This window comes from Streptomyces mabaensis, assembly GCF_053763515.1.
Window position 1 is genome coordinate 53,088 of record NZ_JBSOPZ010000031.1, and the last position, 25,855, is coordinate 78,942.

Genomic DNA, 25,855 nt, shown 5'->3' on the forward strand with positions numbered 1-25,855 from the left:
ATGAGACGCGACCTGACCGCCCTCTTCGACCCCAAGTCCGTCGCCGTCGTCGGCGCCAGCAACGACCCGGCGAAATACGGCAACGCGGTGGCCTCCCAGGCCCTGCGCGCCCCCGACCGGCGGCACGTACACCTGGTGAACCGCCGCGGCGGTACGGTCCTTGGCCGCACCGCCGCCACAAGCCTCGCCGACATAGGCGAATCCGTCGACCTGGTGGTCATCTCCGTACCGGGCCCGGGCTTTGAGGCCGCCGTCGATGACGCCCTGGCCAGTGGCGCGCGGGCGATCGTCGGCATCACCGCCGGCTTTGCCGAGGCGGGCCCCGCCGGACTGGCCCGCCAGCAAGCAATCGCCGACCGTGTACGCGCCGCCGGCGCTGTCCTGGTCGGCCCCAACTGCCTCGGGGTCGCGGACAACACCACCGAGCTCTACCTGGCCTCGGACACCTTCGCGCCCGGTGGTGTCGCCCTGCTGAGCCAGAGCGGCAACCTCGCGCTCGAACTCCAGCTCCGCTTCGCGCCGCACAACATGGGATTCTCCCGCTTCGTCTCCCTCGGAAACCAGGCCGATGTCACCCTCGTCGACCTCGTCGAGGACTGCGCACGGCACGAGGCCACGCGTGCCATCGCCGTGTACGCGGAGGACTTCGGCGACGGCCGCGCCTTCGCCCAGGCAGCCGCGGCAGCGGGCAAGCCGGTCGTGCTGCTCACCGCGGGCCGTGGCAGCGCCTCGGCCCGCAGCGCCCAGTCACACACCGGCGCCCTCACCACCTCGTCCGACGTGGTGGCTGCGGCCTGCCGCGACGCCGGCGTGCAACTCGTCTCCACACCGCGGGAGATGACCGTTGTTCTGGCTGCCCTGAACGCCGGATCCCGTACGAGCGGGCGACGGACCGCGGTCTTCACGGACGGCGGCGGCCACGGCGCCATCGCCGCCGACGCAGCCGAAGACGCCGGGCTGGACGTGCCGGAACTCGGCGCACCGGCCCAGGAACGACTGAGGACAGTGCTGTGGGAGCAGTCCTCGGTCGGCAACCCGGTCGACCTGGCCGGGATGGGTGAGCAGAACCCCCTCTCGTACGCCGACACGGTCGCAGGGCTGCTCGCCGCTGACGAAGTCGACACCGTCCTGATGACGGGCTACTTCGGCGGCTACGCGGCCTCCGAGGGCGGCCTCGGTGGCGCCCCGGCCGGCGGTTCCGCGCTCGCCGAGGGCGAGCTGGAGGCCGCACGGGAGATCGTCACGCATCAGAGGAGAACACCGAAACCGCTGGTCGTGCAGTCGATGTATCCGCAGTCGCCGAGCTGCCAGGTGCTGGCCCACGCGGGGATACCGGTGTTCACCGCCACCGAGGACGCCGCCCGCGCACTGGCCGCGATGACGGCTCCCGCGGCGGGCGACGCGACCGGTGTCACCCCGCTGCCCCCCGCTGCCGCGCCGCTGCAGGACGCCGGATACCACGGGATCCGGGCGCTGCTCAGCGCCGCCGGTGTGCCGTTCCCACCGGCCCGCGAAATCACCGACGAGGCCGGACTGCTCGCCGCGGCCGAAGAGTTCGACGGTCCGTACGTGCTGAAGGCCCTGCACGTCCTGCACAAGTCCGACGCGGGCGGCGTGGCCCTGCGACTCGCCGACCGGGACGCGCTCCTCGCCGCGTACCGGGACATGCACACCAGACTCGGCGCCCCCTCCTACTCGGTCGAGGCGATGGCCGACCTCACGGACGGCATCGAGCTGATCGTGGGCGTCAACCGCGACCCCCGGTTCGGACCGGTCGCCATGGTCGGCCTCGGCGGAGTCCTCACCGAGACACTTCACGACGTCGCCTTCTCGCTTGCGCCCGTCCCTGCCGCTCGCGCCGAACAACTGCTGCGGAGTCTACGGACTGCTGCGCTGCTGTCAGGCGTCCGAGGCCGGCCGACCGTCGATGTGGCCGCTGCGGCTGCTGTCGTCGAGCGCATCACCACAGTCGCCGCCGCGCACCCGGAGATCGCCGAACTCGAGGTCAATCCACTGCTCGTCCGTCCGGACGGTGCCCTGGCCCTCGACGCCCGGGCCGTCCTGGACTGACAGCACCCCTGCTCCCCCACCCCTGCCGCCCCGTACGACCCAAGCCCCCGGAGAACACGATGGACTACCGCTACACCCCCGAGCAGGCCGACCTCAAGACCCGTGCCGCCGCCTACGCGCAGCTCCTGATGCAGTACGAGGACCAGTCCGAGGAGGCCGGCGGGCCACTCCCCGCAGACACGGTCCGCGAACTGACCCGCGCCGCGATCGAAACCGGCGTGTACGCGATCAACATGCCCGCCGAGTGGGGCGGGGCGGGCCTGTCCCTTCTCGACCAGGTCATCGTCGAGGAGGAGTTCGGCAAGGTCACCAACTGCCTCTGGGACATCCCCTGGCGGCCCGCCAACGTCCTGGCCTACGGCACCGAAGCACAACGGGAAAAGTACCTGCTTCCGATCATCCGCGGCGAGCGGTTCGACGCCTTCGCGGTGACCGAGCCGGGCGCGGGCTCCGACCCCGGCTCATGCACCAGCACCGCCACCCGTACCGACGGCGGCTGGCTGCTGAACGGCGAGAAGTGGTTCGTGACCTGCGGTGACATCGCCGACTTCCTGCTGGTGCAGGCCGATGCCGGTCCGGAGCGGGCCGCGACCCTGTTCTTCGTCGACAAGCAGGCGCCGGGTGTCGAGATGACGCGCGTGCCGCAGTTCATGCACTCCGCGGTGAACGGGCACCCCGAATTCACCTTCACCGATGTCTTCGTCCCCGACGAGGACGTGCTCGGCGGCATCGGCAACGGCTACGAGCTGACGAAGGAGTGGTTCACCGATGAGCGGCTGATGATCGCCGCCCGGACCGTGGGCGCGGCCGAGCGGGCCCTGAAGCTCGCCCGGGACTGGGCAGTGGAGCGCCGGCAGTTCGGCTCCCCCATCGCCGACTACCAGCTCATCCAGGGCATGCTCGCCGACTGCGCCGTCGACATCGCCGTCAACCGCGCCTACACCCACCAGGTCGCCTGGGAAGCCGACCAGCCGCACACCGACCGAAAGACCCTGCACGCCAAGGCATCGACGGCGAAACTCGCGGCGAGCGAAGCCGCCGGCCGGGTCATCGACCGGTGCGTGCAGATCTTCGGCGGCCGCGGCTACGACCGCTCCTACCCCGTCGAGCGCCTCTACCGCGAACTGCGCGTCGACCGCATCTGGGAAGGCACCTCAGAGATCCAGCGCCTCATCATCGCCAACGAGCTCATCAAGCGCGGCACCCGGGCACTCGCGCTGCCCCCCTCCTGACGTCCGCCACACCGGACCCGTAACGACAATCCCGAGGACTGACATGGACTTCCGCCTCACCGCCCGTCAGGGAGAGCTCAAGAGCGCCGCGCGCGGGCTCACCGACTTCATCATGAAGTACGAGCTCGACTGCGAGGAGAACAACGGCCTGCCCCCGCAGGCCCACACCAAGATCCGCGACGCCGTGCTCGACAGCGGCCTGCAGGCCGTCAACATGCCGAAGGAGTGGGGCGGCGCCGGTCTCACCATCCTGGAACAGGCCACGGTTCAGGAGGAGCTCGGGCGGCTCACAGGCGCGCTGTGGGACATGGTGTGGCGTCCGGCGAACGCGCTGCGTTTCTGCACCCCCGAGCAGCGCGAGCGGTACCTCGTCCCTGTCATCCGCGGATCGCGCCGCGACTGCTACGCGGTGACCGAGCCCGAGGCCGGCTCCGACCCGCAGAACCTCAAGACCACGGCGACGCGGACCCACAGCGGCTGGGTGCTGAACGGCGAGAAGTGGTTCGTCACCGTCGGCGACCACGCCGACTTCATGATCGTGCTCGCCGCGGCCGGGGAGGAGCGGGCACCCACCCTGTTCCTCGTCGACAAGGACACGCCGGGCATCGAAATGACCCGCGTGCCGCGGTGGATGCACACGTTCGTCTACGAACACCCCGAGTTCACCTTCACCGATGTCCACGTTCCGGCGGACGCCGTCCTCGGCGAGGTGGGCAACGGCTACGACATCACTCGCTCCTGGTTCACCGAGGAGCGGCTGATGATCGCCGCCCGGACCATTGGCGCCGCCGAACGCGCCCTGGAACTCGCCCGCGACTGGGCTGTAGAGCGCCGGCAGTTCGGTTCCCCCATCGCCGACTTCCAGCTCATCCAGGGCATGCTCGCCGACTGCGCCGTCGACATCGCCGTCAACCGCGCCTACACCCACCAGGTCGCCTGGGAGGTGACCGAGGGCAGCGCCGACCGCAAGACGCTGCACGCGAAGGCCGCCGTCGCCAAGCTGTCAGCGAGCGAGGCGTCCGGCCGGGTCATCGACCGGTGCCTGCAGATCTTCGGCGGCCGCGGCTACGACCGCTCCTACCCCGTCGAGCGCCTCTACCGCGAACTGCGCGTCGACCGCATCTGGGAAGGCACCTCAGAGATCCAGCGCCTCATCATCGCGGGCGAACTCGTCAAGCGGGGCACGGGCATTCTGCAGATGCCCTCCTCCGCCTGATGCCCGATGCGGCGGTCCCGGCCGTCGGTCCACGGCCGGGACCGCCGTCATTCCCCTACGAAAGGAACCGGGCACCGGTTGCCCGTCAATGCCCCAGTGGATGGAGAACCGATGACCGATGTCGAACGGATTGGGATCGTGGGGTGCGGCCTGATGGGTTCCGGTATCGCCGAAGTGTGCGCCCGGGCTGGACGGGACGTCGTGGTGGTTGAGACGAGCCGAGTGGCTGCCGACGCCGGCCTGAAGAGGATCGCCGGTTCCCTGGAGCGTGCCGCGGTCGCCGGAAAGCTGTCCGTCACCGAACGTGAGGCGGCGTTCGACCGGATCGCGATGACCACGGACATGACCCGGATGGCAGACCGTGATCTCGTCGTCGAAGCAGTGGCCGAAGACGAGTCGACGAAGCTGGACGTGTTCGCCCGGCTCGACGCAAACGTGGAACGCAGGGACGCAATTCTGGCGACCAACACCTCCTCGATCCCGGTCATCCGGCTCGCGGCGGCCACCTCGCGCCCGGAACAGGTAGTCGGCCTCCACTTCTTCAACCCCCTCCCGGTGCTTCCTCTGGTCGAGCTGGTGCCGTCCCTGCTGACCAGTGAGGAGACCGCCCGGCGCGCGGAGACGTTCGCCTCCCAGGTGCTGGGCAAGCAGGTCATCCGCGCCCAGGACCGCGCGGGCTTCATCGTGAATGCGCTGCTCGTCCCGTACCTACTGGCCGCAGTGCGGATGGCCGAGGCCGGCACCGCATCGGTCGAGGACATCGACCAGGGGATGACCCTGGGCTGCGCCCATCCGCTCGGGCCGCTCGCGCTGACCGACCTGATCGGACTCGACACCACCCAGGCCATCGCGGAGTCGATGTACGAGGAGTACCGGGAACCGCTGTACGCGCCACCACCGCTGCTGGCCCGGATGGTCGACGCAGGCATGCTCGGACGTAAGTCAGGCAGGGGCTTCCACACCTACCGATGACCACCGCATCGCCCCAGGGCCGCAGCCGGGGGCTGCGATACGGAAAGATGGAGTACGGGGCCGACAGCCAGGCCCGCCGACCACACGGCGCCGATCCGGGACGGAGAGCATCGACGTGACCAAGGCGGAACGTACGCTCGAAACGCGTGAGCGGATCCTCACCTCCGCGTGCGAAGTGATCGCGGAGGTCGGGTTCGAGAAGATCCGTATGCGCATGGTCGCCGAGCAGGCAGGCGTATCGACGGCGCTGCTGCACTACCACTTCGATACGCGCGAGAAGCTCTTCGCTGAGGCGATGACGCATTCCTTCGAACAAACCGGCACCGATTTCGAGAACGGCGCCGGCTCGGTTCCGGCCTCGGTCACCCTGGCGCGCATCGTGCGAAGCCTGCTGCCGACAGACCCGGAACTCCGGCAGGACTGGAAGCTCTGGCAGGAGCTCTGGGTGCGCGCGCTGCGCGACGAGGCTGCTCAGGACCTCGCTGTCGACCTGTACGGCCAGCTCCATACCTGGGTGGGCGGGGCACTGGAGCGGGGAATCGACTCTGGGGAGTTCGCCGCCTGCGACGTTGTGGCGACGAGCACGCTGCTTCTCGCTCTGTGCGACGGCTTCGGTATCCGTCTGATGCTGGACGACCCGCGGGTCGATCTCGAGAGGGCCCAGGCAGCGATCTGGCAGGCCGTCGCCCCGGCTCTCGATATTGCGCCGGAGTTCCCGGACATCTGAGAGCCGGGACGGATCACTCCTTGCGCACCGGCTCGGCCTGTTTTCGCAGGCGCGCTGCTGCCTCAGGCTGTGCGGTGAGGACGTTGCGTGGTTCGAGGGGGTCATCGGACAGGTCGTAGAGCTCTTCCCTCCCGTCGTCGTAGTGGATGAGCTTGTACCGGCTGTCGCGGATCGCCCACACGTCGGGGGCGGCGGTGCCGCTGCGGCGGTTGGTCTGACCGAACGCCTCGGTGTAGGCGTACGTGCGACCGCCGTCGCCCGCGGTGGTCAGCAGCGGCTTGATACCGAGGCTGTCACCGGTGCGGGTGGCGCAGCGGTTCGTCACGGCAGGGTGTTCGGTGGAGTGTGACGAGCAGGCGCCAGACGTGCTGGGCGATCTCACCCGGAGTGGCCTCGATGAGGCCGTGCAGCCAGTCAGCGAGCACCCCTGCGAAGGTAGCGGCTACAGCCGAGGCGATCAGCTCGGGCTCCGGCGCGCCGACCAGCGTGCGCTCGGTGTGACTGCGGGCCCGCAGATCCTGATGGAGTACGTGGCCCAGCGGGCCGCCTCCTCCCGGGCTCAGCAGTGCCCGGTAGAGCCCGGCGCTGATCTGGACCAGGGCGAACGGCTATCAGCCCGGCGCCGAACGGGCCGCGCTGGAGGCATACGAAACGGGCGGTGGTCAGCCTCACACACGCCACCAACGCGACGGCTTGAACACTTGGACGCCCTCACCGTTGAATAAGCAGCACACAGGGCCCCTGCGACAACCGTTCGTTGCAGCCGTGCGGCCCGGAACCACGAGCCACACATGCCGACCGTCCCTGAGTCAACCGACGGAGGCGGCAGTGTCTATGGCGTCGCTGTCGTACCGGTCCCACAGGGTGTTCCAGGTCAGTACGCGCAGACTCCCCGCACTCGGCACGGTCGTCCGGGGTGCGCCGTCCGCGGGGCGCCATCCGTCCGCCGGGTCCCACGCGTAGGGCGTCCCGGCCGTGAAGATAGGCGCTCGCAGGAGGCGAGGGGTCTCGCACCCGGTCGGCGTCCGACGTGTCGATGCGGTCCACACCGGTGGCGCGATCCCAGACCAGTTCGCCGTCCGCCTCGACGAACAGCACCCGGTGCCAGGGGATGTCGCCACCGGGTACGAAGGAGGGCAGCGGAACGCGCTTGGGGGCGGCACCACGCTGGTTGATCCCCAGCACGAACCGGGCCGGATCGAACCGCGGGTCCCAGCGGACCTGGTGATGGAACTCGTCGATCGTGCGCATCAGACCTCGCCTGCGTCCACGGCGCCGCCCAGAATGCCTTCTGCGTCGTCGACGGTTCCATGGTCCCCGATGCACCACGTGCGATGGGCCTCGCCCAGGTATGGCGGGGTGAACCGGAGCAGCTGCGAGGTGAGCACCTCGGGCGGCACCGGGTGCGCCCGCCCCTCGTTGCGCCTTGCCAACTCGTCCTCGTCCACCAGCGCGACCACGTGAGTGACCAGGGCGTCGCGGCGCCCACCCCGTCCACCAGGGAACGCTGGTGCTGGTTGAGGGACGTGGCGTCCCACCCGCGCAGCCCGGACATGTAACCGACTCGTACGTCGTCCGACGCCGCACCGGCGACCACGGCAGATGCGGCGTACGAGGGTGATCACCGGCTCGATCGACGACCACTGCTCTTCCGATAAGTCGCTCGGGTACGGGTCGCGTTCACTCGCCCCGCCACTCCAGCAGACCATCGGCCGCGGACCAGCAGATTCCGTCCGCACCCATGGCCAGATTTCAGGGGTGGAGGGCGGGTGAGCAGTCGGTACTCAAATCGGAGATGCGAGCGGCGCTCCTGGTCACAGTCAGCCTTGACTCTGGCATGGTGCTCACACTCGCGATCTGCTCGAGCGCCAGGACTTGAGGCATGGCAGGGCCGACGCCAATTCCGTCGCGTCGCCAGCAGCGGGCGTCAGTGCCGGTGGAACGAGCTGGTCTTTGGTGGCGCGCCTGTTCTGAAGAAAGGGGGGTGCGGGGGGCTTGCCCTGGACTGTCTCCCAGAGGGGCACGTAGGCGGAGATCGTTCGGGTCAAGCTTACGCACTGCGGGACTCGCCGGCGGTGAACGTGACGGTCCGTCCTGTGGAGTCCATCTATCCCGACGCAGACGACGTCGCCCGCCAAGTCGAACTGGTCATCAAGGTGTACGTCCAAAGTCTCCAGGCCGGTGATGCCGCGGACCTGGCCGATATCGGCGCCCCTTGGTACACCGACAGGGAGCGGGCCGCACAGGGGCTGATCTCCAAGTACCGCACATACGCTGACGCACCGGTCGAAGCAGTTGTATCCGACCCCGTCGTACCAGGTTTGGCCTCCGTCGAACTCCGCTTCAGCGGTGGGCAGCGGCAGGTAGTGGACCTGACACGCGACGACAGTGTGTGGTGGCTGGAACTGGGGAACGGCGATCCGGTAAAGCCGTAGGTACCGGCACCCCCATGCGAGATCGCGGCCGCCGCCCACAAGCTCGTAGCTTGTGGGCGGCGGTTCGCGCATGTGGCTTCGCCACTGCTGGATGCACAGGGCCGAGACGCGCTGCTCATGAGCCATATCAAGATCTGGAGAAAGCTCTGCGGCGCCGTGCCATCCGGCGTGCCGGGCCTGCCAGACGTCTTCCCATCGGCAGTACAGAACGCCACCTGCGCCCACGCCGCGTCCCACGACGCGTGCATGGCCGCGAACCGCGGCTCCTTCTTCACCGTGGGCGGCAGATCAGGGACGTCGAAGATGCCGGTTGCCGTTGCCCTGTTGAGTGCGGGCTTCCCGTTGGTCAGCGTTTCCGTTGCAGAGTTGCCGCGAACCGCGTTGCCTGATGGACCCAATGGGTCAGCTGGGCATCCGTGCTGATGGCCGCGGGCCCGGCGTAGATCGTTGCTTTCTCTGGTCGACCGGTGAAGTCGAATGGACGCGTGTGGGGTTCATCCAGGGCGATGGAAGCGTTCTCCTCGCCGAGGCGCAGCACAAGGTCCTGGCCAAGGACTCCGCAGGCCATGTTGCCCGCGACCATGAACGCGATGCCGCCGAACATCTTGCGTTCGGTGACGTCTGTTCGCACGGCCAGGATCTCGCGCACTCGTTCGGCAAGGTCTTCGTCGTAGGCCATGACATCCTCCCTTCAGAGTGGTGGGTCGGTGAGCGGGGTCTCGCGAGTCGCGGAACGAGGTCGGACGGTGCGTCTGGGCATCGAGTTCGTAGCGCTACCGAGAGCGGTGGGACGTTCTCTCCTGCCTCTACTGAGCGCTCATCGTGAGCAACCCTTCGTCTCGGACGTTGTGATGGGGTCGGTGAGCCGGCTGGCGGATGAAGACGCTCGGTTACATCGGCAGACCTCCTCGATGCATGGTCGAAGCGAGTCAGTTGTCCTGTGGGCCGGCGTAGCGGAGTTCTACAGTGCCGTTTGTTCGCGTTCGAGCTGAGATCAGCCGCATGGGTAGCGTCTTCCCGGGACGGAACAGGGGGGTGCCGGCACCGGCGATGACGGGAAAGATGATGAGTTTCAGTTCGTTGACGAGGCCGTGTTCAAGGAGCGTCCTTGAGAGCTGCCCGCAGCCGTAGATCATGAGATCGCCGCGGGCGCGGCGTTTGAGCTCGGCGACGGCCTCGATGACGTTGCCTGAGATCACGCTGGTGTTGCTCCACTTCGGTTGGTCAAGGGTCGCGGAGAACACGTACTTGCGGATGCTGTTGACCCGGTCCGCATAGGGGCCGGTCGCGGTCGGCCACGCCTGGGCGAAGTACTCGTAGGTGTTGCGGCCCATCAGCATCGCCTCGCAGGGTTCGAGGTCCGCCATGGCAAGCGCAGCGGCCTCATCGTCGAAGTAGGACCCGGAGAAGGAGCGCGGTCGGTCGTGCACGCCGTCGAGCGTCAGTAGCGCGGCCACGATGAGTCGGATGGGAGCCATACTTTTAATTCAAAAGCATCAACTGTGAGCAAGCAAGTGCAAGCTTCGAGTCTCGCTGGCTAGACTATGGGGGGTGATCTCTCGACGGTCCTATGAGGACGGATGCCACGCAGCCCAGGCCCTCGACCTGGTGGGGGAACGCTGGGCCTTGCTGGTGGTCCGCGAGCTGCTGTTCTCCCCTAAACGATTCACCGACCTCCAAGGCCGGCTCCCCGGTGCGAGCACCAGCGTTCTCACTCAAAGGCTCCGTGAGCTGACGGCCAGCGACGTGGTCACCCGCAGGAAGCTGCCGCCCCCCGCCGGATCCTGGGTCTACCAGCTGACCGACTGGGGCCGTGAGCTCGAGCCAGTCATCGCCGCCCTCGGGATCTGGGCAAGCCGCTCCCCGCAGCGCCTGCCCGAGCTGCCAGTCACCCCCGCGTCCCTAATGCTCGCATTCAAAGCCTTCGCGAACCCGGACAAGGTCAAGAACCTCCCCGCCCCGGTCGAGCTGCAGCTCGATGAAGAGATCTTCCATGCCGCACCAGGCAATGGTGGCCTGCTCGTCACTGGACCCACCGGGCAGCACCCCGCGGCGCGAATCATCGTCTCATCGGCCAACCTCAACGCATTCCTCCACGGCCAACGAGCCACCAGCGAGAGTCTGAAGCGCAACGACATCCGCATCGAAGGCGATCACGAAGCGGCGATTGCCCTGCTCAATGTCGTCGGCGGATGAGGAAGCTCACCGCCGCAGTGAACCCCTCTGAGTACTGCAACGGTCTTTGTAGTGACGGGTGGGCGGTTCTATGGGCTGTGGCCGCGCTGTTTGTAGTGGCTGGCGCGGGCTTGGTGTTGTCGTCTGCGGCGCCAGTGTGACCAGTGCAGAACGTGAGAGACGGCGGGCCTGGGCCGCGGACTGAGGCGAGTGATCAGGCGTCTGAGTTCGGGGAGGCTGAGCGGGACGAGGCCGGCTGATCCGTTTCTGCTTTCCCCGCGGCGTCGAGTTCGCCGGCCCGGAGCATGGTGAGACAGGCGTGGGCGGCCATGGCCAGGGTGGTGTGCCGGTGCCATCCGTCGTAGCGGCGGACTTGATAGTCGTCCAGGCCGCACTCGCCCTTCGCGCTCTGGAAGCATTCCTCGATCGCCCAGCGGGCGCCAGCCACCGCAACGAGCTCGTCGAGGGTGGTCTCGGCGGGTGCGTAGGCGATGTAGTAGGCGATCTTCGCGGGGTCGGTGATGCTGCGGCGGGCCAGGACCCAGTGCCGCCAGTCGGGCCGGTGCCAGGGCCGGACCTCGGCGCGGGCCCAGTCGTAGACGCGTGGGCCGTGGGCACCGGCCCCACAGGAACGTCGCTTCCACTTCTGCCGCGTCAGACCGGCGATCAGTTCGTCGATGCGGTGGTCGATGCTCCCATCGCCGCAGGTGGGAGTAGTCGTAGCCCTTGTCGGCGTGGAGCTTGGCCGGCCTGCGCCGACAAGGTCCGCGGCGGGAGCGGATGGGCGGGATGCCCTTGACCAGGGGGATCAGGGCCTGACTGTCGTGGAGGTTCGCTCCAGAGATGGCCACTGACAGAGGCAGACCGGTCCGCTCCCTCAGCAAGTGGATCTTTGAGCCGTACTTACCCCGATCTACAGGATTCGGACCTGTCAGGTCCCCCTTTTCAAGGCCCGCATGTTCACCGAGTCGACTGCGCAGCGGGACCAGTCCAACTCACCCCGCGAGCCGAGCTCGTCGAGCACCAAGCGGTGGAGCTTGGCCCACACCCTGGCCTTGGACCACTCGGAGAAGCGGCGGTGAGCTGTCGCTCCCGATGGCCCGAACGATGCCGACGGCAGTTGCTGCCAGGTGCAACCCGACGTGGCCACGAACACGATCGCCGCCAGCACCTCCCGGTCACCGTGTCGGGCGCCGTCCACCACCTTGCGGTCGCGACGGCGCCTCCGGTACCACCCGCTGGAACAGCTCCCACAACTCATCCGAGATGACGTCTTAGCCCTACTCAGGCCCCGCCGCCCGTCGCCGTACCGCCCGTCGCCGTCGCATCCCCACTGACAGCCGTCGCATCCCCGTCATTGAGGGCATCCGCACTCGCATCCCCGCTCACCGCAGCACCCGTCACGATCACACACCACCCCGTACACGAACCCACCCCACCCGACGCAGCATCACCACTGGTCGCCGTACCACCCGACGTCGTGATACCCGCCGCCGCATCACCACTGGCCGCCAGCGCATCCGCACTCGCAGCACCCCCCACGCCACCCTTACCGTCCTTACCGTCCTTACCGTCCCCGTCCTTACCGTCGGCGTCCATGCCGCCCCCGGTCCGGGCACCCACACTGGCCGCGACCGCCTGCATCACACTCTCAGCAAACACATCCTCACTGCGGACCGTGCCGGTACTGCCCGCGCACCACCCCGTACACCCACTCACCCCACCCACACCCGAAGCCGCATTCACACTCCCCCCACACAACCCCCGGCACACACCCGCCGCACCCGCACCCGCAGCCCGGTTCGTACTCCCCCCACACAACCCCGTACACCCCGCCGACACACCCTCCCCCACCGACGCATTCACACTCCCCGCACACAACCCCCGACAGCCCTCGGCACCCACACCTCCACCGGCACCACCACCCCACATCATGCCGGCCAGACCAGCCATCAGACCATCACCACCCACACCACGCTCCACCACCGGCGCCGCCACTGCCACCCCCGGCAACGCCACACCACCACCCGCCAGCATCACCACAGCCGCCGCCCGGACCACACCACGCACCCACACACGCTTACCCATCACAAACCACCACACCTCTCCACACACCCAACGCGCCCAACGCGCGCAACACCCGGAACCAACCCCACCCCACCCACCAACCCGACAACCACCCCAAACCAGACACTACCCCCCACGCCCCACCACACCCACCAATCCGCCCACCCCGGCGCGCCACCCACCACCACAACAGCCCACCACCATCCACCCCCTGACCCCCCATCAATACGGCGCTGCTCGCGATCGGCCTCTTCACGTCGGCGACCGTGGATCACGGTGGACTTCGTGGCTTCGGCGTCGGCCGGCTTCCTCGTGCCCGTGCTGTACACGTACACCGCCGAGCAGTTCGCGACCCGCGCGGGCCACCGGTGTCGCGTTGACGGACGGGCTCGGGCATGTGGGCGGCACGCTCGCCCCCACGGTGCTGCTCGCGGCGAACAGTGCCTGGTCCTTCCGCGGGGCATTCGCCGTCATGGCAGCCACCGGTCTGGTCACCGCGGTGCTGCTGCGCTTCGGCCGGCGCGCCACGCACACGGTGCTGCACTGAACCCGCAGCCCCTGCCCTAGGTGTATTGCCCTGTGAGTTTGGGGACGTGGCTGGCGGTGGTTTGCCTGCGAGCCCGGTGTGTCCGCGGTGGTGATTGCAGGTATGCAGCCATTGCGGGAACGCGTCGCGTCGTTCCTGCTCTGAGCGGTAGGGGCGGGTTCGCTTGCGGGTGATCCCGGCCGCCGCGAGTGCGTCGCGCCAGGCGTGGGACTTGTAGCAGGCTCCGTTGTCCGTCAGGACCCGTTCGACGGTGATCCCGCACGAGGTGAAGAACGCCTGTGCCCGGTTCCAGAAGGCCGTGGCGGTCTCCTACTTCTCGTCGCTGTAGATCTCGCTGTAGGCGAGGCGGGAATGGTCCGCGGTGTGGATGTAGCTGTAGCCGGCCCCGGAACGGGTCTTACGGCCAGCCTGTCGGCCCAGCGCCTTGTGGCCGCCGCTGTCGGGGATGTTGCCGAGCTTCTTGATACGAGCTCGGCTACGGCAGGCTCCGGCGCCCTGGGCCGCTCAGCTCGTCCAGATCGACGACCTCGTCGGCGGGCGGGGCCTTGGGCTTCACCGGCTTGTTGTAGTCGGTCAGCGTCATCTCGCCCGGCTCGTCCCCGCCGGCCTTGGTGACCTTGAGGATGTACGGCTCGTCCTCCGTGGCGACGTACACCGTGGTGGTCCCGCCGTCCTCCTTCTCGGTGAGGGTGATCGCCGGTTTGCCGTCGACCTCGGCGGCCTTCCCCTTGGTCACGCCGTCGGTGTCGTCCGCGTCCATGTTCTTGAGCAGCGAGTCCAGGTCGCAGACCTCGGCCAGATCGCCCGTGCCCTCCGCCCCGGCGGGCACCTTCAACCAGCGGCCCTTCAGCAGTTCCGCCAACATGTCGCCCGCCGCCCCGTCGCTGCCGTCGTCCTGCGCGGCGGCCTCCTTCCAGAAGGCGCTGTCGCCCTTCAGGTAAGTGGCCTTGCCACTCTTGACGATCTCGGCGGTCGCACCGTCGATGCCGACGGTGCCCTCGCAGTCGCCCTTCTTGTTCAGCGCGAGGTCGACGCGGGTGTCGGTCCGGGTCCCGTCCTCGTCGCTCCGGATTCCGCCCTTGATCCGGAGGGAGTCCGCGCCCTTGGTGGCGTCGACCCCCTTCTCGGCGATCTCCGCCGCGGGAAGGTCCTCGACCCCGTTCGGGTCCTGTGAGGTCCTGCCGCCCGTGAGTCCGGCGACCGCCAGCACCGCCGTGCACGCCACCGCGGCCCTGCCCACCAGGAGTCTGCGCTTCACCATCATGGCCGTCTCCCGTCGTCGCCTCGCCCCTACTCCACCATGTGCCTGTCTTCGGGACGCGCGCTACATGAGGCGCGGAAGGAGCCGGTGGAGCAGTGCTGTCCGATGTCGCCGGCCTGTGCGGCATCACCGCGGACTACCTGTCCCAGATCGAACGCGGCCTGAAGAAGCCCTCGCACTAGTTGCTCACCAGGCTGGCCCGTGAGCTCCAGGTCTCCGTCGCCATCCTGCTGGACGATACCGAGGAAGAGCGCCTGGACCACCGGCCACCGCCGGCGCCGACGTCGTCCGCGCGCTCCTCGGCCAATGCCTGGCCACACCTGCCACACCGGTCGTGATCTGCTGGCTCCGGATAATCGCTGCACGCGCCCGGTTCCCCACCACACAGTCGATGATCAGCGATCACGGGATCGACACGCCACCGCCAACCATGCACGAGCTCGCAAGTTCTTGGAGGGTGTCAGCTCCTCGTGTCCGCGCCGACGAGGTGGCTGTGGACGCGTCCCTGCGTCTGCGTCGCCCCCCAGGCCGCTCGCGGGGAGACGCACCTCGTCAGCCGGCCATGATTCGGTATCCGGCGGCGGCATTCCAGGTGTGGCTGAGGCCCGCCGGGTTCCTCTTCCAGGGCAGGTTAGCCTCCGGCTACCTGCGCTCGAGGAGTACGCCGAAGCTGCCTGCGCCGCGCGTGAAGGCGTCCTCCGGCCCCTTCTTCATCCGACCGGGGGCCGGCCCTGCCCGATCCGCGCCTCCAGCCCGTCGAGCAGCACCTCCAATGCCGCCCGGAACACCCGCTCGCCCGTCATCGTCGCCATGTGTACCGAGCTGCGCGCGATCGACGGGTAGCTGGATGGGTCGGCCGCCACGTACTCGCGGGTCCAGGCCGCCTCGTCGCCCGCCTGTGCCGCCGGATCGAGGGTAGCGAAGGCGGCGTCCATACCGGCCCAGGCGAGGGTGAAGTCGCCGTAGACGCGGTGCAGGAGGGCGGACTGCGCGGAGTCGCAGCCGGCTTCCGTGAAGGCGGTCAGGACGTGCTCGACGATCCGCATCTCGGCAGGCCGCCGCGTTGTCCGGTAGGTGGCGACGACCGCTGCCGCCGGATGCCGCAGGGCCGTTTCGCGGCCGCTGACCGCGAGGTCACGCAGGGTCGTCCGCCAGTCACCGGGGGTCGGCGCGAAGCCCTCCAGGACCTTCTCGAAGAGCCGGTCCGCGAGGAGCAGATGCAGCTCGTCCTTGTCCGCGACATGCCGGTACAGCGACGACGGGTCCACGCCGAGCCGGGCCGCCAGCTTCCTCACGGTGAGCGCCTCCGCGCCGTGTTCGTCGCAGAGGGCCAATGCTGCGTCCACGATGATCCGCGCGTCCAGGGCCACCTTGGGCGGCCGTCCCCTGCCCCGTACCGCCGTGCCTTCCGATGCCATGCACCCGATGAGATCAGCCGACTGCACCTCCGGGCAAGCCCGCCCCTCCGCTCGGAGCATATTTTTCCCACACTGTTGACTTAATCGGTCGGCGGGCGCTTTCCTTCCCTCACCCCGGATCGAGGAGGACCGTGCATGAGCGACGGCCAGAACCCCCGTCATGACGAATTCCGCAAGACCCTCCGCACCCGCCATGGCGTGATCATCGCGCTCGCCAACATCAGTCCCACCGTCTCCATCGGCATCGGACTCGGCTTCCTCGCCGCCGTCGCCGGAACATCGCTGCCTGCCGCGTTCCTGCTGGCCGCGCTCCCGATCCTCGCCGTCTCCGGTGGCTACGCCCGCCTCGCCGCCCGCGACCCCAACGCCGGCACCGCGTACATTTGGGTCCGCCGCGCCCTCGGCCCCTGGACCGGCTATCTCGTCGGCTGGACCGCGGTCGCCACCAACATCATGTTCCTCTCGTATGCAGGCCAGCTGACCGGCAGGTTCACCCTCCAACTCGCCCATGAGACGGGACTGTTCAGTACAGAGTCGACCGTCGCGGTCACGCTCGTCGGCCTACTGTGGACCAGTCTGATCGTGATCGGCGCGGTGCGCGGTGTGAAGGGTGCGACCGCCGTGCAGTCGGTACTGCTCGGCCTGTCCGCGGTCGTCGTTCTGACGGTCGTCGTCACCGCCTTCGCGCGCGGGGACGCCGCGCCGGTGCAGACGTCCTGGTTCTCACCGTTCGCCTTCCCCGACACGCTCACCCTGCTCAGCGCGACGGTGCTCGCCGCGTACATGTTCTGGGGCTGGGAGAGCGCCTTCAGCGTGGTCGAGGAGAACGCCGATGCGCGGTCCTCGGGCCGGGCCGGCCTGATCGCAATTGTGGTCACGCTCGTTCTGTTCCTGTTCGGCGCGGCCGGCTTCCTGCATGCGCTCACCCCCGCGCAGCTCGCCGACCCGCTCGCCGGGATCACCGAGCTCTCCCGCACCTTCTACGGAACCGGCGGCGCCATCGCCGCGATCGCCGCGATGCTCGCCGCCATGGTCGCCTGTATGCAGTCCTCGGTGATCGCAGGGTCCCGGCTCACCCTGGCGATGGGCCGCGACGGGGTACTCGGCCCCAGCTGGGCGCGGCTGCACCCGTCCCGGCGTATCCCGGTCACCTCCACCCTGCGCATCGCCGGGCTCGCCGTCGGGCTGTCCGTGGCCGGGCTCGCCGTCGGTGAACTCTCCGAGGTCGTCGTCGCGATCGTCAACTCGGTCGGGATCCTGGTGTCGTTGATGTACGGCATCGGAGGCTGGGCGTGCGTGGTCACCTTCCGGCACGAGCTGCGCGGCGGGCGCCTCCGCGACATCCTCACCGTGGGCCTGCTGCCCGGGCTCGGCGGGACGGCGCTGCTCCTCCTCGGCGGCCTGGTCGCGTACCAGCAGTGGACGTCCGTCGACCACATGGCCTTCGACCCGGAGAACGGCCGCTTCCTCACGGCCCTACCGCTCGGCGCCGTCCTTCTTGGCGTTCCCGCCGCCCTCTGGACCCGCTACCGCCGCAAGGCCGCCTACTTCACCCAGCCGGTGCCGCCACTCCCACCTGCATCCGCACCCGCACCCACGTCAACCGGAGTCTGCGCATGAGCACCGCCCCCGATCTCGTCCTCCTCAACGGAACCGTATGGACCGCCGGGCCGGCCCGCGCCCGTGCCTCAGCGCTCGCGGTCGCCGGCGACCGGATCACCGCAGTGGGCAGCGACCGCGAGATGCGGGAGCTCGTCGGGGCCCGTACCGAAGTCGTCGATCTGGAGGGGCGGTTCGCGCTCCCCGGCTTCACCGATGCGCACCTGCATCCGGTGATCGCGGGCATCGGGATGCTCGGCTGCGACCTGTCCGGCGCGCGGGACGTGGACGCGTACCGCAGGATCATCCGCGAGTACGCGGACGCACATCCGGAGGAGGAGTGGATCGTCGGCAGCGGCTGGTCGTTCGACGCGTTCCCGGGCGGGCTGCCGCCCCGCGGGCTGCTGGACGACGTGGTGCCGGGCCGGCCCGCGTACCTCCCGGTGCGGGACGGGCACTCCGCCTGGGCCAACGCCGGCGCGCTCGCCCTGGCGGGCATCGACCGCAACACCCCGGACCCGGCCGACGGCCGGATCGAACGCGACCCGGACGGCGAGCCGACCGGTGTGCTGCACGAGGGCGCCATGGGCCTGGTTGGCGACCTCACCCCGCCAGTCACCGCCGCCCGAGCCCGCGCCGGACTCCTCGCCGCTCAGGCATACCTCCACTCCCTCGGCATCACCGGCTGGCAGGACGCCCTGGTCGGCGCCTACGGCGGCCACCCCGACCCGCTCGACACCTACCTCGCGGCCGACGCCGACGGCTCGCTCACCGCACGCGTCCGAGGCGCCCTGTGGTGGGACCGGGAGGCTGGCCCGGAGCAGATCGAGTCGCTTCTCGCACGGCGGGCGAAGGCCGCCGCGCAGGGCGGCCGGCGGTTCATCGCGGGCAGCGTGAAGATCATGCAGGACGGGGTGGTGGAGAACTTCACCGCCGCCATGCTGGAGCCCTACCTGAACTCCTGTGGCTGCCCCGGCGACAACCGCGGCCTGTCCATGGTTGACCCGGCACTGCTCCGCGAGGCCGCGGTCCGCCTGGACGCCGAAGGGTTCCAGATCCACTTCCACGCCCTCGGCGACCGCGCCGTCCGCGAGGCCCTGGACTCCCTGGAGGCGGCCGTCGTCGCCAACGGCCACACCGGCAACCGGCACCACCTGGCTCACCTCCAGGTCGTCCACCCCGATGACATCCCGCGCTTTCGTACCCTGCGCGCCACCGCCAACATCCAGCCGCTGTGGGCCGCCCACGAACCCGCCATGGACGACCTCACGCTGCCCTTCCTGGGCGCGGAGCGTGGCGCCCTCCAGTACCCCTTCGGCGCACTCCATGCGGCGGGCGTGGTGCTGGCGGCCGGCAGCGACTGGTTCGTGTCCAGCCCCAACCCGATGCACGGCATCCACGTCGCCGTGAACCGCCAGGTCTGGCCGGAGGAGTTGGGGGAACCCGAGCCGCGCCCCCCGTTCCTGCCGCACCAGCGACTGAGCCTCACCGACGCACTCGCCGCGTACACGGCAGGTTCGGCCTGGGTGAACCACCAGGACGAGGCCGGCGTCCTCGCCCCCGGGCGGCTCGCGGACATCGCGGTCATGGACCGGGACCCGTTCACCGTCGACCCGCGGGAACTTCACGGCATCCGGTGCGTGCGGACGTACGTGAACGGCACCCTGGTACATGCCGCGGACTGAGCGCCGGTCACTTCCCGGCCAGCACCATCTTTGTCCGCTCCTCCGGGGCCAAAGGTGGTGCGTCGTGCTGACAGTGTGCTGAGCCTCGGTGTTCAGGCGGCGCTGGACGGCGGTGCCCATCTCCGTTCGGCCGAGTTCGTCGGCGTGGTGGCCGACGAACTCGGCGCAGGCAGGGCGCCTGCACCGCCACAGACCAGCTCGCCGATGCGCTGGAAGATGCCTTCCCTCAGCACCCTGACGCTGAGATCACCCTCAGCTCCCCCGGCCTCGGCCTCCCGCTCGGAGCCCGGGATGGTCGCCGAGATCGGAGACGACCTAAGCCGATTCGCCGACGCCTGCGGCCTGAGATCATGCGGTGGACGAACAACAAGTGGGCCCGACTTGAGCCGTTGCTGCCACGGGGCAAGAAGCCGGGCCGGCCACCGAGGTGGACACGGCGGCAGTTGAACGACGGCATTCGTTGGCGAACCCAGGCCGGTGCGGCGTAGCGGGATGTTCCAGAGCGGTACGGGCAGCGCCGGCACAACAGCACGTGCACCAAGATCCGCTCCCTCGGCGAGCAGGCCATGGCCACCTTGAAGGGCTGGCGCCTCCTGCGGAAGACCCCCCGGGGCCCGCCACACACCAACGGCGGACACCGCAGAAGACCCCGCCCTTCCGCAGCATCCGCCGCCCACACCAGGCCACGCACACCCCCGGAGGCATGCGTGGCCCCAGCCCGCCCCTCCCCCCTTTTCAAACCCCTTCCTCAGGCCCTACTCACGCCCCGCCGCCCGTCGCCGTACCACCCACCGCCGATTTCTGCTGGTCAGGGCCTCGCTACGGAGTGACCCGGCAGGATCCGAACCTGACCTGCACCGCGACAGCCGTCGACCGCGGGGAAGCAGTACGCGGTCGACGGCTTCTGCTGAATGGGCAGCCGAGCCACGTCCCCGCTGATCGGCCCGGCCGGAGCGGCCCACCGCTCGGAGGGCGCCGCTTCCGGTCTGTGCCTATGGTCGATCTGTGGGGCCCGTTTCGTCATCCGCCGGGCCGCGTCGACGAGGCGGCCGGACTCGCGTCGCTTTGGGGCGGCGCGATGGGGGCCTCGGCAGGGGACGGAGGGTCCGTTGAGCGCGCGCACTGACCTCTTCGACGTGGACCAGGTGTCCGCCCACGGCGCCTTGCTGGTTCTGGACGGCGTCGGCCGCGTGCTGATGTGCGAGGGCGCGGTTCAGACGCTGACCGGCTGCCGGCCCGAGGAAGTACGCGGTCGCCACGTCTCCCGTCTGCCAATCGGTGTCGACATCCGGGACGGGAGGCTCACGGGGGCCCTCGCCCCGGGCGGCAAGCAGCGGAAGGAATTGCGCCGGGACGACGGCTCGGTGGTGCCGGTGCATGTGGAGGTGCGCCGGTTGCAGGCGGCGGCCGGGGCCGGCTACCTCGTGGAGATTCTTCCTGATCTGGTCGCCGTGCGGCGTGAGGAGAACACCGCCTTGGTGCGTGCCCTCTTCCAGCAGACCAGGGTCGGTCTGGCGATCCATGACATGGAGCTGTCGACCACGCGCCTGAACCTGACGCCTGAGTCTCTCGGCCCGCCGTCGATCGCGGGTGTGCCCGTCCGGCCGCTGGGCAAAGGCGTCGAGCAGGTTCTGCTTCCCGGCGACGCCGCCGCCGTGCGGGAGCAGCTGCAGCGGGTGGCGGACACCGGTGAGCCCTTGGTCGACTGGGTGCACCGGGCCCGGCGACGCGACGCACCGGAACTGGAACGAGTGCTGTCCTTCTCGGCCTTCCGGTTGGAGAACGCCGATGCACGGCCGATCGGGGTGGCGGTCGTCTTCACGGATGTCACCGACGAGCACGTGGCCCGGGAGCGGATGCATGTCCTTCAATCGGCTGCCGAGCGCATCGGCGGCGAGCTGGACATGGGGCGTATCGCGGAGGAGCTGGCCGACGCGCTTGTAGGTCTGAGTTTTGCCGACCTGGCGGCTGTGGATCTGACGGAGGCCGTGCTGCTGGGGGAGGAACCGAGCGACTTCCGCCTCGGCGCACCGCTGCGGCGCGTCGGGGTGGCGGCCTTCGACGGACGGTGGCCCGCGGAGTTGCACCCGCTGGCGGCGAGTTTCCGGGTACCACCCCATGAGGGACGGAACCTGGTCGGCACCGTCCCGGTGTTCCGGTCCGACTTGGGTGAGTGGCGCAAGACCCTGGCCGACGACCCTGAGCGGGCGCCGTTGCTGCTGCCGGACGGAGCTACTTCCTTCCTCGTCGCGCCGCTGGTCGCCAGAGGACATGTGCTGGGCGCGCTGTCGCTGTGGCGAACCGACAGGCACCCTCCGTTCGGGCAGTCCGATGCCGACCTGGTCCAGGAGATCGCCTCTCGGGCCGCCCTCGGACTGGACAACGCGCGCCGCTACACCCGGGAACAACGCACCGCGGAGGCCCTGCAGCGCAGCCTGCTGCCCCGGTCGGTCAGTGTGACGAGCGCCGCGGAGACCGCGGGACAATATGTGCCTGCGGCCACCACAGCGGGAATGGGCGGCACCTGGTTCGATGTGATCCCGCTGTCCTCGGCCCGGGTGGCCCTGGTGATGGGCGAGGTGGCGGGACACGGCCTCGTGGCCTCGGCGACCATGGGCCGACTGCGCACCGCAGTGCAGACCCTCGCCGATCTCGACCTGTCACCGACGGAGTTGCTGACTCATCTGGACGACCTCGCCGTCAGGCTGGGCGAGGCGGAGGCAGGACCTGCTGCGCCGGAGCCGGTGTCCTCGACCGGATTCGGGGCAGCCGCGGCACCCACTGGGCACCTGGCCACCGGTGCCACGTGTCTGTACTGCGTGTACGACCCTGTGGAGGGCTGCCTGGAGATGGCCAGCGCGGGGCATCCCCCACCCTTGTACGTTGCACCCGGCCAGGACGCGGTGGATGTTGCCCTGAAACCCGGCCCGGCTCTCGGCGTGGGTGGGATGCCGTTCGAGCAGGTCACCGTTGAGATGCCGCCGGGAAGCCTGGTCGCCCTCTTCAACCAGCCGCTGCTCGCGGGCGACGACGGCGACGACGAGGAGGCGCTCCGAGGCGCGCTCGCCGTCACACTGGATGAGTCCGTCGCACGGCGGCACACGGCGGCGGAAGCCGGAAACCGCGCGCTGGTGGTGATGCTGCCACGCCCTCCCGCAGAGGACGTCTCTCTTCTCGTCGCCCGAACCCGCCGCTTGCCGACGGACGCGGTCGCTTCCTACGAATTCCCAGCCGATCCTGCGGTAGTTGCCCGCGCACGGCGGCTTGTGGAGGACCGACTCGCCAGCTGGGACCTGCACCATCTGGTGTTCAGCACCGAGTTGATCATCAGTGAGCTCGTCACCAACGCCATCCGCTATGGAGGAGACGGGCCGGTCGGACTGCGACTCATCAAGGACGCCGTGCTGATCTGCGAAGTCTCCGACACCAGCCAGACTCAGCCACGCCTGCGTCGGGCACGGCTGACGGATGAGGGGGGCCGTGGACTGTTCCTGGTCGCGCAGCTCGCGCACCGCTGGGGCAGCCGTTACACCGAGCAAGGTAAGACACTCTGGACGGAGCAACTTCTGGCCGAGGACCCGACGGGTGACGGCGCCGTCTGACCGGGCCGGACGGGCCGCCTTCTCCGGTGACGCGGTGGTCAATGCTGCGACCCGTCATCGTGGTGGCGGACCGGGCCAGACGGCCGAGGGGCATCCGCATGACCAGCCGAGTGTTCAGGTCAGTTCTTGCCCGGTGCGGCCGTTCCATCGGGGATGAGCTGCTCGGCCCAGATCACCTTGCCGCCGGGCGGGTAGCGGGTACCCCAGCGGTGCGCGAGTTGCGCGACGAGGAACATGCCCCGGCCGCCCTCGTCCGTTGACTCCGCCCACCGCAGATGCGGTGCTGTGCTGCTGCCGTCGGACACCTCGCAGACCAGGCTGCTGTCATGCAGCAGGCGGACCTTCACGGGCGGGCTGCCGTATCGGATGGCGTTGGTGATGAGTTCGCTCAGGACGAGTTCGGTGGTGAACCCGATTTCCTCCAGCCCCCACTCCTCAAGACGCCGTCCGCAGGCCGCCCGAACGGTCCCCACCGCAGCGGGGTCCATCGGGACGTCCCAGTCCGCCACCTGTTCGGGGGGCAGCAGACGGGTCCGGGCGACCAGCAGGGCGGCGTCGTCCGCGGGGTGCGGCCCGAGCAGCGTGTCGGTCACGGCCCGGCAGATCTCGTCCGGGCTGCGAGGCCGGTGCTCGGCCAGGGCGGACCGCAAGTGTTCGAGGCCGAGTCCCAGATCGCGCGTGCGGTCCTCGACAAGGCCGTCGGTGAACAGGATGAGCCTGGAACCTGCTGCCAGGCGGAGTTCCGCCGTCTCGAACGGGTGGCCGCCCACTCCCAGCGGCGGTGAAGCGGGGACCTCGGGGTACTGGACGTCTCCGTCGGGCGAGACAAGTGCGGGCCCAGGGTGTCCGGCGCGGGCGACGGTGCAGACGCCGGTCACTGGCTCGTAGACGGCGTAAAGACACGTCGAGCCGCTGATCTCCGCGCCGGCCTTGGCCTCGCTGTCCAGCCGTTCGACCAGCTCGTCCAGTCGGCCCAGCACCTCGTCGGGCGGCAGGTCGAGGGCGGAGAAGTTGTGGACGGCGGTCCGCAGACGTCCCATGGCCACGGCGGCAGGGATGCCGTGGCCGACGACGTCCCCGACGACCAGGGCGGTCCGGAAGCCGGGGAGCGTGATCACGTCGAACCAGTCGCCCCCCACTCCCGCGTGCGCGGGGAGATAGCGGGAGGCGACGTCGATCGTGGTCTGCTCGGGCAGGGTGCTGGGCAGCAGGCTGCGCTGCAGCGTCACGGCCATACCGTGCTCGCGACTGTAGCGGCGGGCGTTGTCCACCGACACCGCGGCGTGCGTCGCCAGTTCCTCGGCCAGCGACAGGTCGTCGTCCTTGTACGGCGCTTTCCCCTCGCGCCGCAGGAACTCCACCAGGCCCAGCGTCATGCCGTGTGCCCGCAGGGGGACGGAGATCGTGGAGTGGAATGGGTGGCCGACGGTCCGGCCCGCAGGAGCGCCGCCCGTACCGGGGCCGTGCCCCGCCTCACCCGAACGGTCCTGCCCCTCATCGCCCGACGGGCCCGGACCGGGTCCGGCCCCCGCCTGTGGCGGATGCCTGCTCCGAACAGCGTGACCGCTGTCCATGCTCAACGTCTGGGGCGAGGCCGGTGGGAACGCGACTGCCTCGCCCACCTGCAACGGCATCTCGCCCGCCCGCGCACCACGCTGGGCGGTGCGGCGCATCCGGCGGTCGGCGCCTTCCGGTGCCTCGCCGTTGGCCACCGCCTCCAACACGTCGACCGTGACGACATCGGCGAAGCGCGGTACGGCCACCTCCGCGAGTTCCTCGCAGGTCCGGGTCACGTCAAGGGTGCGCCCGACGCGCGTACCCGCCTCGTAGAGAATCTGCCGGCGCTGCCCAGCGACCTCGACGCGGCCCGCGAGCTCGTGCAGTTCGGTGGAGTCCCGCAACGTCACCACACTGCCCGGGGGGCCGCCGAACGGGGCGGTCGGCCGCTTGTTCACCGCGAGCAGCCGGTCCCCGGCCCGGTGGACCCGGTCCGTCACCTCGTCCTCGTACATCAGCAGTCTTTCGGTGTCCGCGTCGAGCCCCAGCTCCGACACGTGCCGGTGCTCGGCCGCAGCAGACAGGCCGAGGAGCCGCCGCGCCTCGTCGTTGGCGAGCACCAGCCGTCCGTCGCCGTCGAGGATCAGCACCCCCTCGCGCACGGCGTGCAGCACCGCGTCGTGGTGTTCGTACAGTCGTGTGACGTCGGCGGGTCCCAGCCCGCGGGTCTGCCGCAGCAGCCGCCGGGCCACCAGTGCTGTCCCCGCGGTCGTCAGCGCCACCGCACCGGCCGCCCCACCCAGGAGCACGGGCAGGTTTTCTCTCACCAGGGCGTTGACCCGCTCTACCGTGATGGCGACCGAGACGACACCCCTGTACGTGCCGTCGGGGGCCAGGACGGGAACCGCCGTGGTGATGGACTGGTACCCGGGCTCCTCGAAACGGAACGTGACCGTGCGCCCCGCCCGGATCTGGGGTATGACCCGTCGCACCTCCTCGGGGGGCTCGTAGGGCTTCCCGACGTACGCCGGATCAGGGGACGTGAGCTGGATATCGGATGCGTCGAACACGACGACGGAGTCCACGCCGGTCGCCTTGCGGACAGCCTCCGCCCGCGGCTGCAGCACGGCCGACGGATCGTCGCTGTCCAGCACCCCGACGAGCCCTGGAGATCTGGCGAACGCCTCGGCCACTCCCCTCGTGACCCGCTCGGCGTCGTCCACCCGGCTGGACCGAGCCTGCAGCACCATGGCCGTCACCCCGGTGACGACGAGCAGTAGCACGAGCACCAACCCGCCGAGGAACACCCGACCCGCCAGGCTGCGCACGTTCAGCAGTGACCGCACCCCTCG

At 69.5% G+C, this 25,855-nt stretch carries 17 protein-coding genes and 6 pseudogenes; 11 read left to right on the forward strand and 12 right to left on the reverse strand.

The features are described 5' to 3' along the window. The 5 genes from ACWV17_RS25190 to ACWV17_RS25210 all read left to right on the forward strand — a co-directional run bounded on the left by ACWV17_RS25190 (position 1) and on the right by ACWV17_RS25210 (position 6,217). Positions 1 to 2,070 carry an acetate--CoA ligase family protein gene (locus tag ACWV17_RS25190; protein ID WP_455361508.1) on the forward strand — a complete coding sequence of 690 codons (2,070 nt, stop codon included), beginning with the start codon at positions 1 to 3 and terminating at the stop codon, positions 2,068 to 2,070. 59 nt (positions 2,071 to 2,129) lie between these two features. Next, a complete protein-coding gene (locus ACWV17_RS25195) occupies positions 2,130 to 3,302 on the forward strand; it encodes an acyl-CoA dehydrogenase family protein (protein WP_455361509.1) in 1,173 nt (390 codons plus the stop codon). A gap of 43 nt (positions 3,303 to 3,345) precedes the next feature. Beyond that, positions 3,346 to 4,518 carry an acyl-CoA dehydrogenase family protein gene (locus tag ACWV17_RS25200; RefSeq protein WP_455361510.1) on the forward strand — a complete coding sequence of 391 codons (1,173 nt, stop codon included), beginning with the start codon at positions 3,346 to 3,348 and terminating at the stop codon, positions 4,516 to 4,518. Positions 4,519 to 4,629: 111 nt separating this feature from the next. Continuing rightward, the gene (locus ACWV17_RS25205; protein ID WP_455361511.1) at positions 4,630 to 5,490 is read left to right on the forward strand and encodes a 3-hydroxybutyryl-CoA dehydrogenase; all 861 of its coding nucleotides are present in this window, start codon (positions 4,630 to 4,632) and stop codon (positions 5,488 to 5,490) included. A 115-nt stretch (positions 5,491 to 5,605) separates the two neighbouring features. Beyond that, positions 5,606 to 6,217: a TetR/AcrR family transcriptional regulator gene (locus ACWV17_RS25210; protein WP_455356912.1), complete on the forward strand. Its 612-nt coding sequence runs from the start codon at positions 5,606 to 5,608 to the stop codon at positions 6,215 to 6,217. Between the two features lie 13 nt (positions 6,218 to 6,230). Here the strand turns inward: ACWV17_RS25210 and ACWV17_RS25215 are convergent, their stop codons facing one another. The 4 genes and pseudogenes from ACWV17_RS25215 to ACWV17_RS25230 form a co-directional block, all read right to left on the reverse strand. Beyond that, entirely contained in the window at positions 6,231 to 6,542 is a 312-nt protein-coding gene (locus ACWV17_RS25215) for a sulfatase/phosphatase domain-containing protein (RefSeq protein WP_455361512.1), read from the reverse strand. Next, positions 6,511 to 6,801: pseudogene (locus tag ACWV17_RS25220) on the reverse strand (TetR/AcrR family transcriptional regulator); the annotation flags it as partial. The gene ACWV17_RS25215 and the pseudogene ACWV17_RS25220, both read right to left, overlap by 32 nt. A gap of 240 nt (positions 6,802 to 7,041) precedes the next feature. Beyond that, positions 7,042 to 7,468: pseudogene (locus ACWV17_RS25225) on the reverse strand (DUF504 domain-containing protein); the annotation flags it as partial. Next, a pseudogene (locus tag ACWV17_RS25230) lies at positions 7,468 to 7,754 on the reverse strand (AAA family ATPase); the annotation flags it as partial. The pseudogenes ACWV17_RS25230 and ACWV17_RS25225, both read right to left, overlap by 1 nt. A 559-nt stretch (positions 7,755 to 8,313) precedes the next feature. Between ACWV17_RS25230 and ACWV17_RS25235 the strand changes: the two are divergent. Next, complete coding sequence (locus ACWV17_RS25235) at positions 8,314 to 8,652, forward strand: hypothetical protein (protein WP_455361513.1); 339 nt, start codon at positions 8,314 to 8,316, stop codon at positions 8,650 to 8,652. A 346-nt stretch (positions 8,653 to 8,998) separates the two neighbouring features. Here the strand turns inward: ACWV17_RS25235 and ACWV17_RS25240 are convergent, their stop codons facing one another. Together ACWV17_RS25240 and ACWV17_RS25245 are read right to left on the reverse strand one after the other, a co-directional pair. Further along, positions 8,999 to 9,331, reverse strand: a complete 333-nt coding sequence (locus ACWV17_RS25240) for a TfoX/Sxy family protein (protein ID WP_455356915.1) — start codon at positions 9,329 to 9,331, stop codon at positions 8,999 to 9,001. 250 nt (positions 9,332 to 9,581) lie between these two features. After that, the gene (locus tag ACWV17_RS25245; RefSeq protein ID WP_455356916.1) at positions 9,582 to 10,130 is read right to left on the reverse strand and encodes a dihydrofolate reductase family protein; all 549 of its coding nucleotides are present in this window, start codon (positions 10,128 to 10,130) and stop codon (positions 9,582 to 9,584) included. Between the two features lie 73 nt (positions 10,131 to 10,203). Here ACWV17_RS25245 and ACWV17_RS25250 point away from each other — a divergent pair, with 73 nt between their 5' ends. Continuing rightward, positions 10,204 to 10,848 (forward strand): winged helix-turn-helix transcriptional regulator, encoded by a 645-nt coding sequence (locus ACWV17_RS25250; protein WP_455361514.1) that lies wholly within the window; start codon positions 10,204 to 10,206, stop codon positions 10,846 to 10,848. 193 nt (positions 10,849 to 11,041) lie between these two features. On the opposite strand, the pseudogene ACWV17_RS25255 reads toward ACWV17_RS25250, so the two are convergent. After that, positions 11,042 to 11,521, reverse strand: a pseudogene (locus ACWV17_RS25255) (IS701 family transposase); the annotation flags it as partial. A gap of 1 nt (position 11,522) precedes the next feature. After that, positions 11,523 to 12,095 (reverse strand): annotated as a pseudogene (locus tag ACWV17_RS25260) (IS5 family transposase); the annotation flags it as partial. 1,175 nt (positions 12,096 to 13,270) lie between these two features. Between ACWV17_RS25260 and ACWV17_RS25265 the strand changes: the two are divergent. Further along, positions 13,271 to 13,441, forward strand: coding sequence for a hypothetical protein (locus ACWV17_RS25265; RefSeq protein WP_455361515.1), 171 nt, complete (start codon positions 13,271 to 13,273; stop codon positions 13,439 to 13,441). Between the two features lie 16 nt (positions 13,442 to 13,457). On the opposite strand, the pseudogene ACWV17_RS25270 reads toward ACWV17_RS25265, so the two are convergent. The 3 genes and pseudogenes from ACWV17_RS25270 to ACWV17_RS25280 all read right to left on the reverse strand — a co-directional run. Further along, positions 13,458 to 13,906 (reverse strand): annotated as a pseudogene (locus ACWV17_RS25270) (DDE-type integrase/transposase/recombinase); the annotation flags it as partial. Between the two features lie 10 nt (positions 13,907 to 13,916). Then, entirely contained in the window at positions 13,917 to 14,705 is a 789-nt protein-coding gene (locus ACWV17_RS25275) for a hypothetical protein (RefSeq protein WP_455361516.1), read from the reverse strand. Between the two features lie 707 nt (positions 14,706 to 15,412). Continuing rightward, a complete protein-coding gene (locus tag ACWV17_RS25280; protein WP_455357335.1) occupies positions 15,413 to 16,120 on the reverse strand; it encodes a TetR/AcrR family transcriptional regulator C-terminal domain-containing protein in 708 nt (235 codons plus the stop codon). Between the two features lie 135 nt (positions 16,121 to 16,255). Here ACWV17_RS25280 and ACWV17_RS25285 point away from each other — a divergent pair, with 135 nt between their 5' ends. The 3 genes from ACWV17_RS25285 (at position 16,256) to ACWV17_RS25295 (ending at position 23,006) form a co-directional block, all read left to right on the forward strand. Further along, positions 16,256 to 17,740 (forward strand): APC family permease, encoded by a 1,485-nt coding sequence (locus ACWV17_RS25285; protein ID WP_455361517.1) that lies wholly within the window; start codon positions 16,256 to 16,258, stop codon positions 17,738 to 17,740. After that, positions 17,737 to 19,404 (forward strand): amidohydrolase, encoded by a 1,668-nt coding sequence (locus ACWV17_RS25290; protein WP_455361518.1) that lies wholly within the window; start codon positions 17,737 to 17,739, stop codon positions 19,402 to 19,404. The genes ACWV17_RS25285 and ACWV17_RS25290 overlap by 4 nt, the downstream gene beginning before the upstream one ends. Before the next feature lie 1,109 nt (positions 19,405 to 20,513). After that, positions 20,514 to 23,006 (forward strand): SpoIIE family protein phosphatase, encoded by a 2,493-nt coding sequence (locus ACWV17_RS25295; RefSeq protein ID WP_455361519.1) that lies wholly within the window; start codon positions 20,514 to 20,516, stop codon positions 23,004 to 23,006. A gap of 119 nt (positions 23,007 to 23,125) precedes the next feature. Here the strand turns inward: ACWV17_RS25295 and ACWV17_RS25300 are convergent, their stop codons facing one another. Continuing rightward, entirely contained in the window at positions 23,126 to 25,822 is a 2,697-nt protein-coding gene (locus tag ACWV17_RS25300) for a SpoIIE family protein phosphatase (protein WP_455361537.1), read from the reverse strand. Positions 25,823 to 25,855 lie beyond the last annotated feature (33 nt).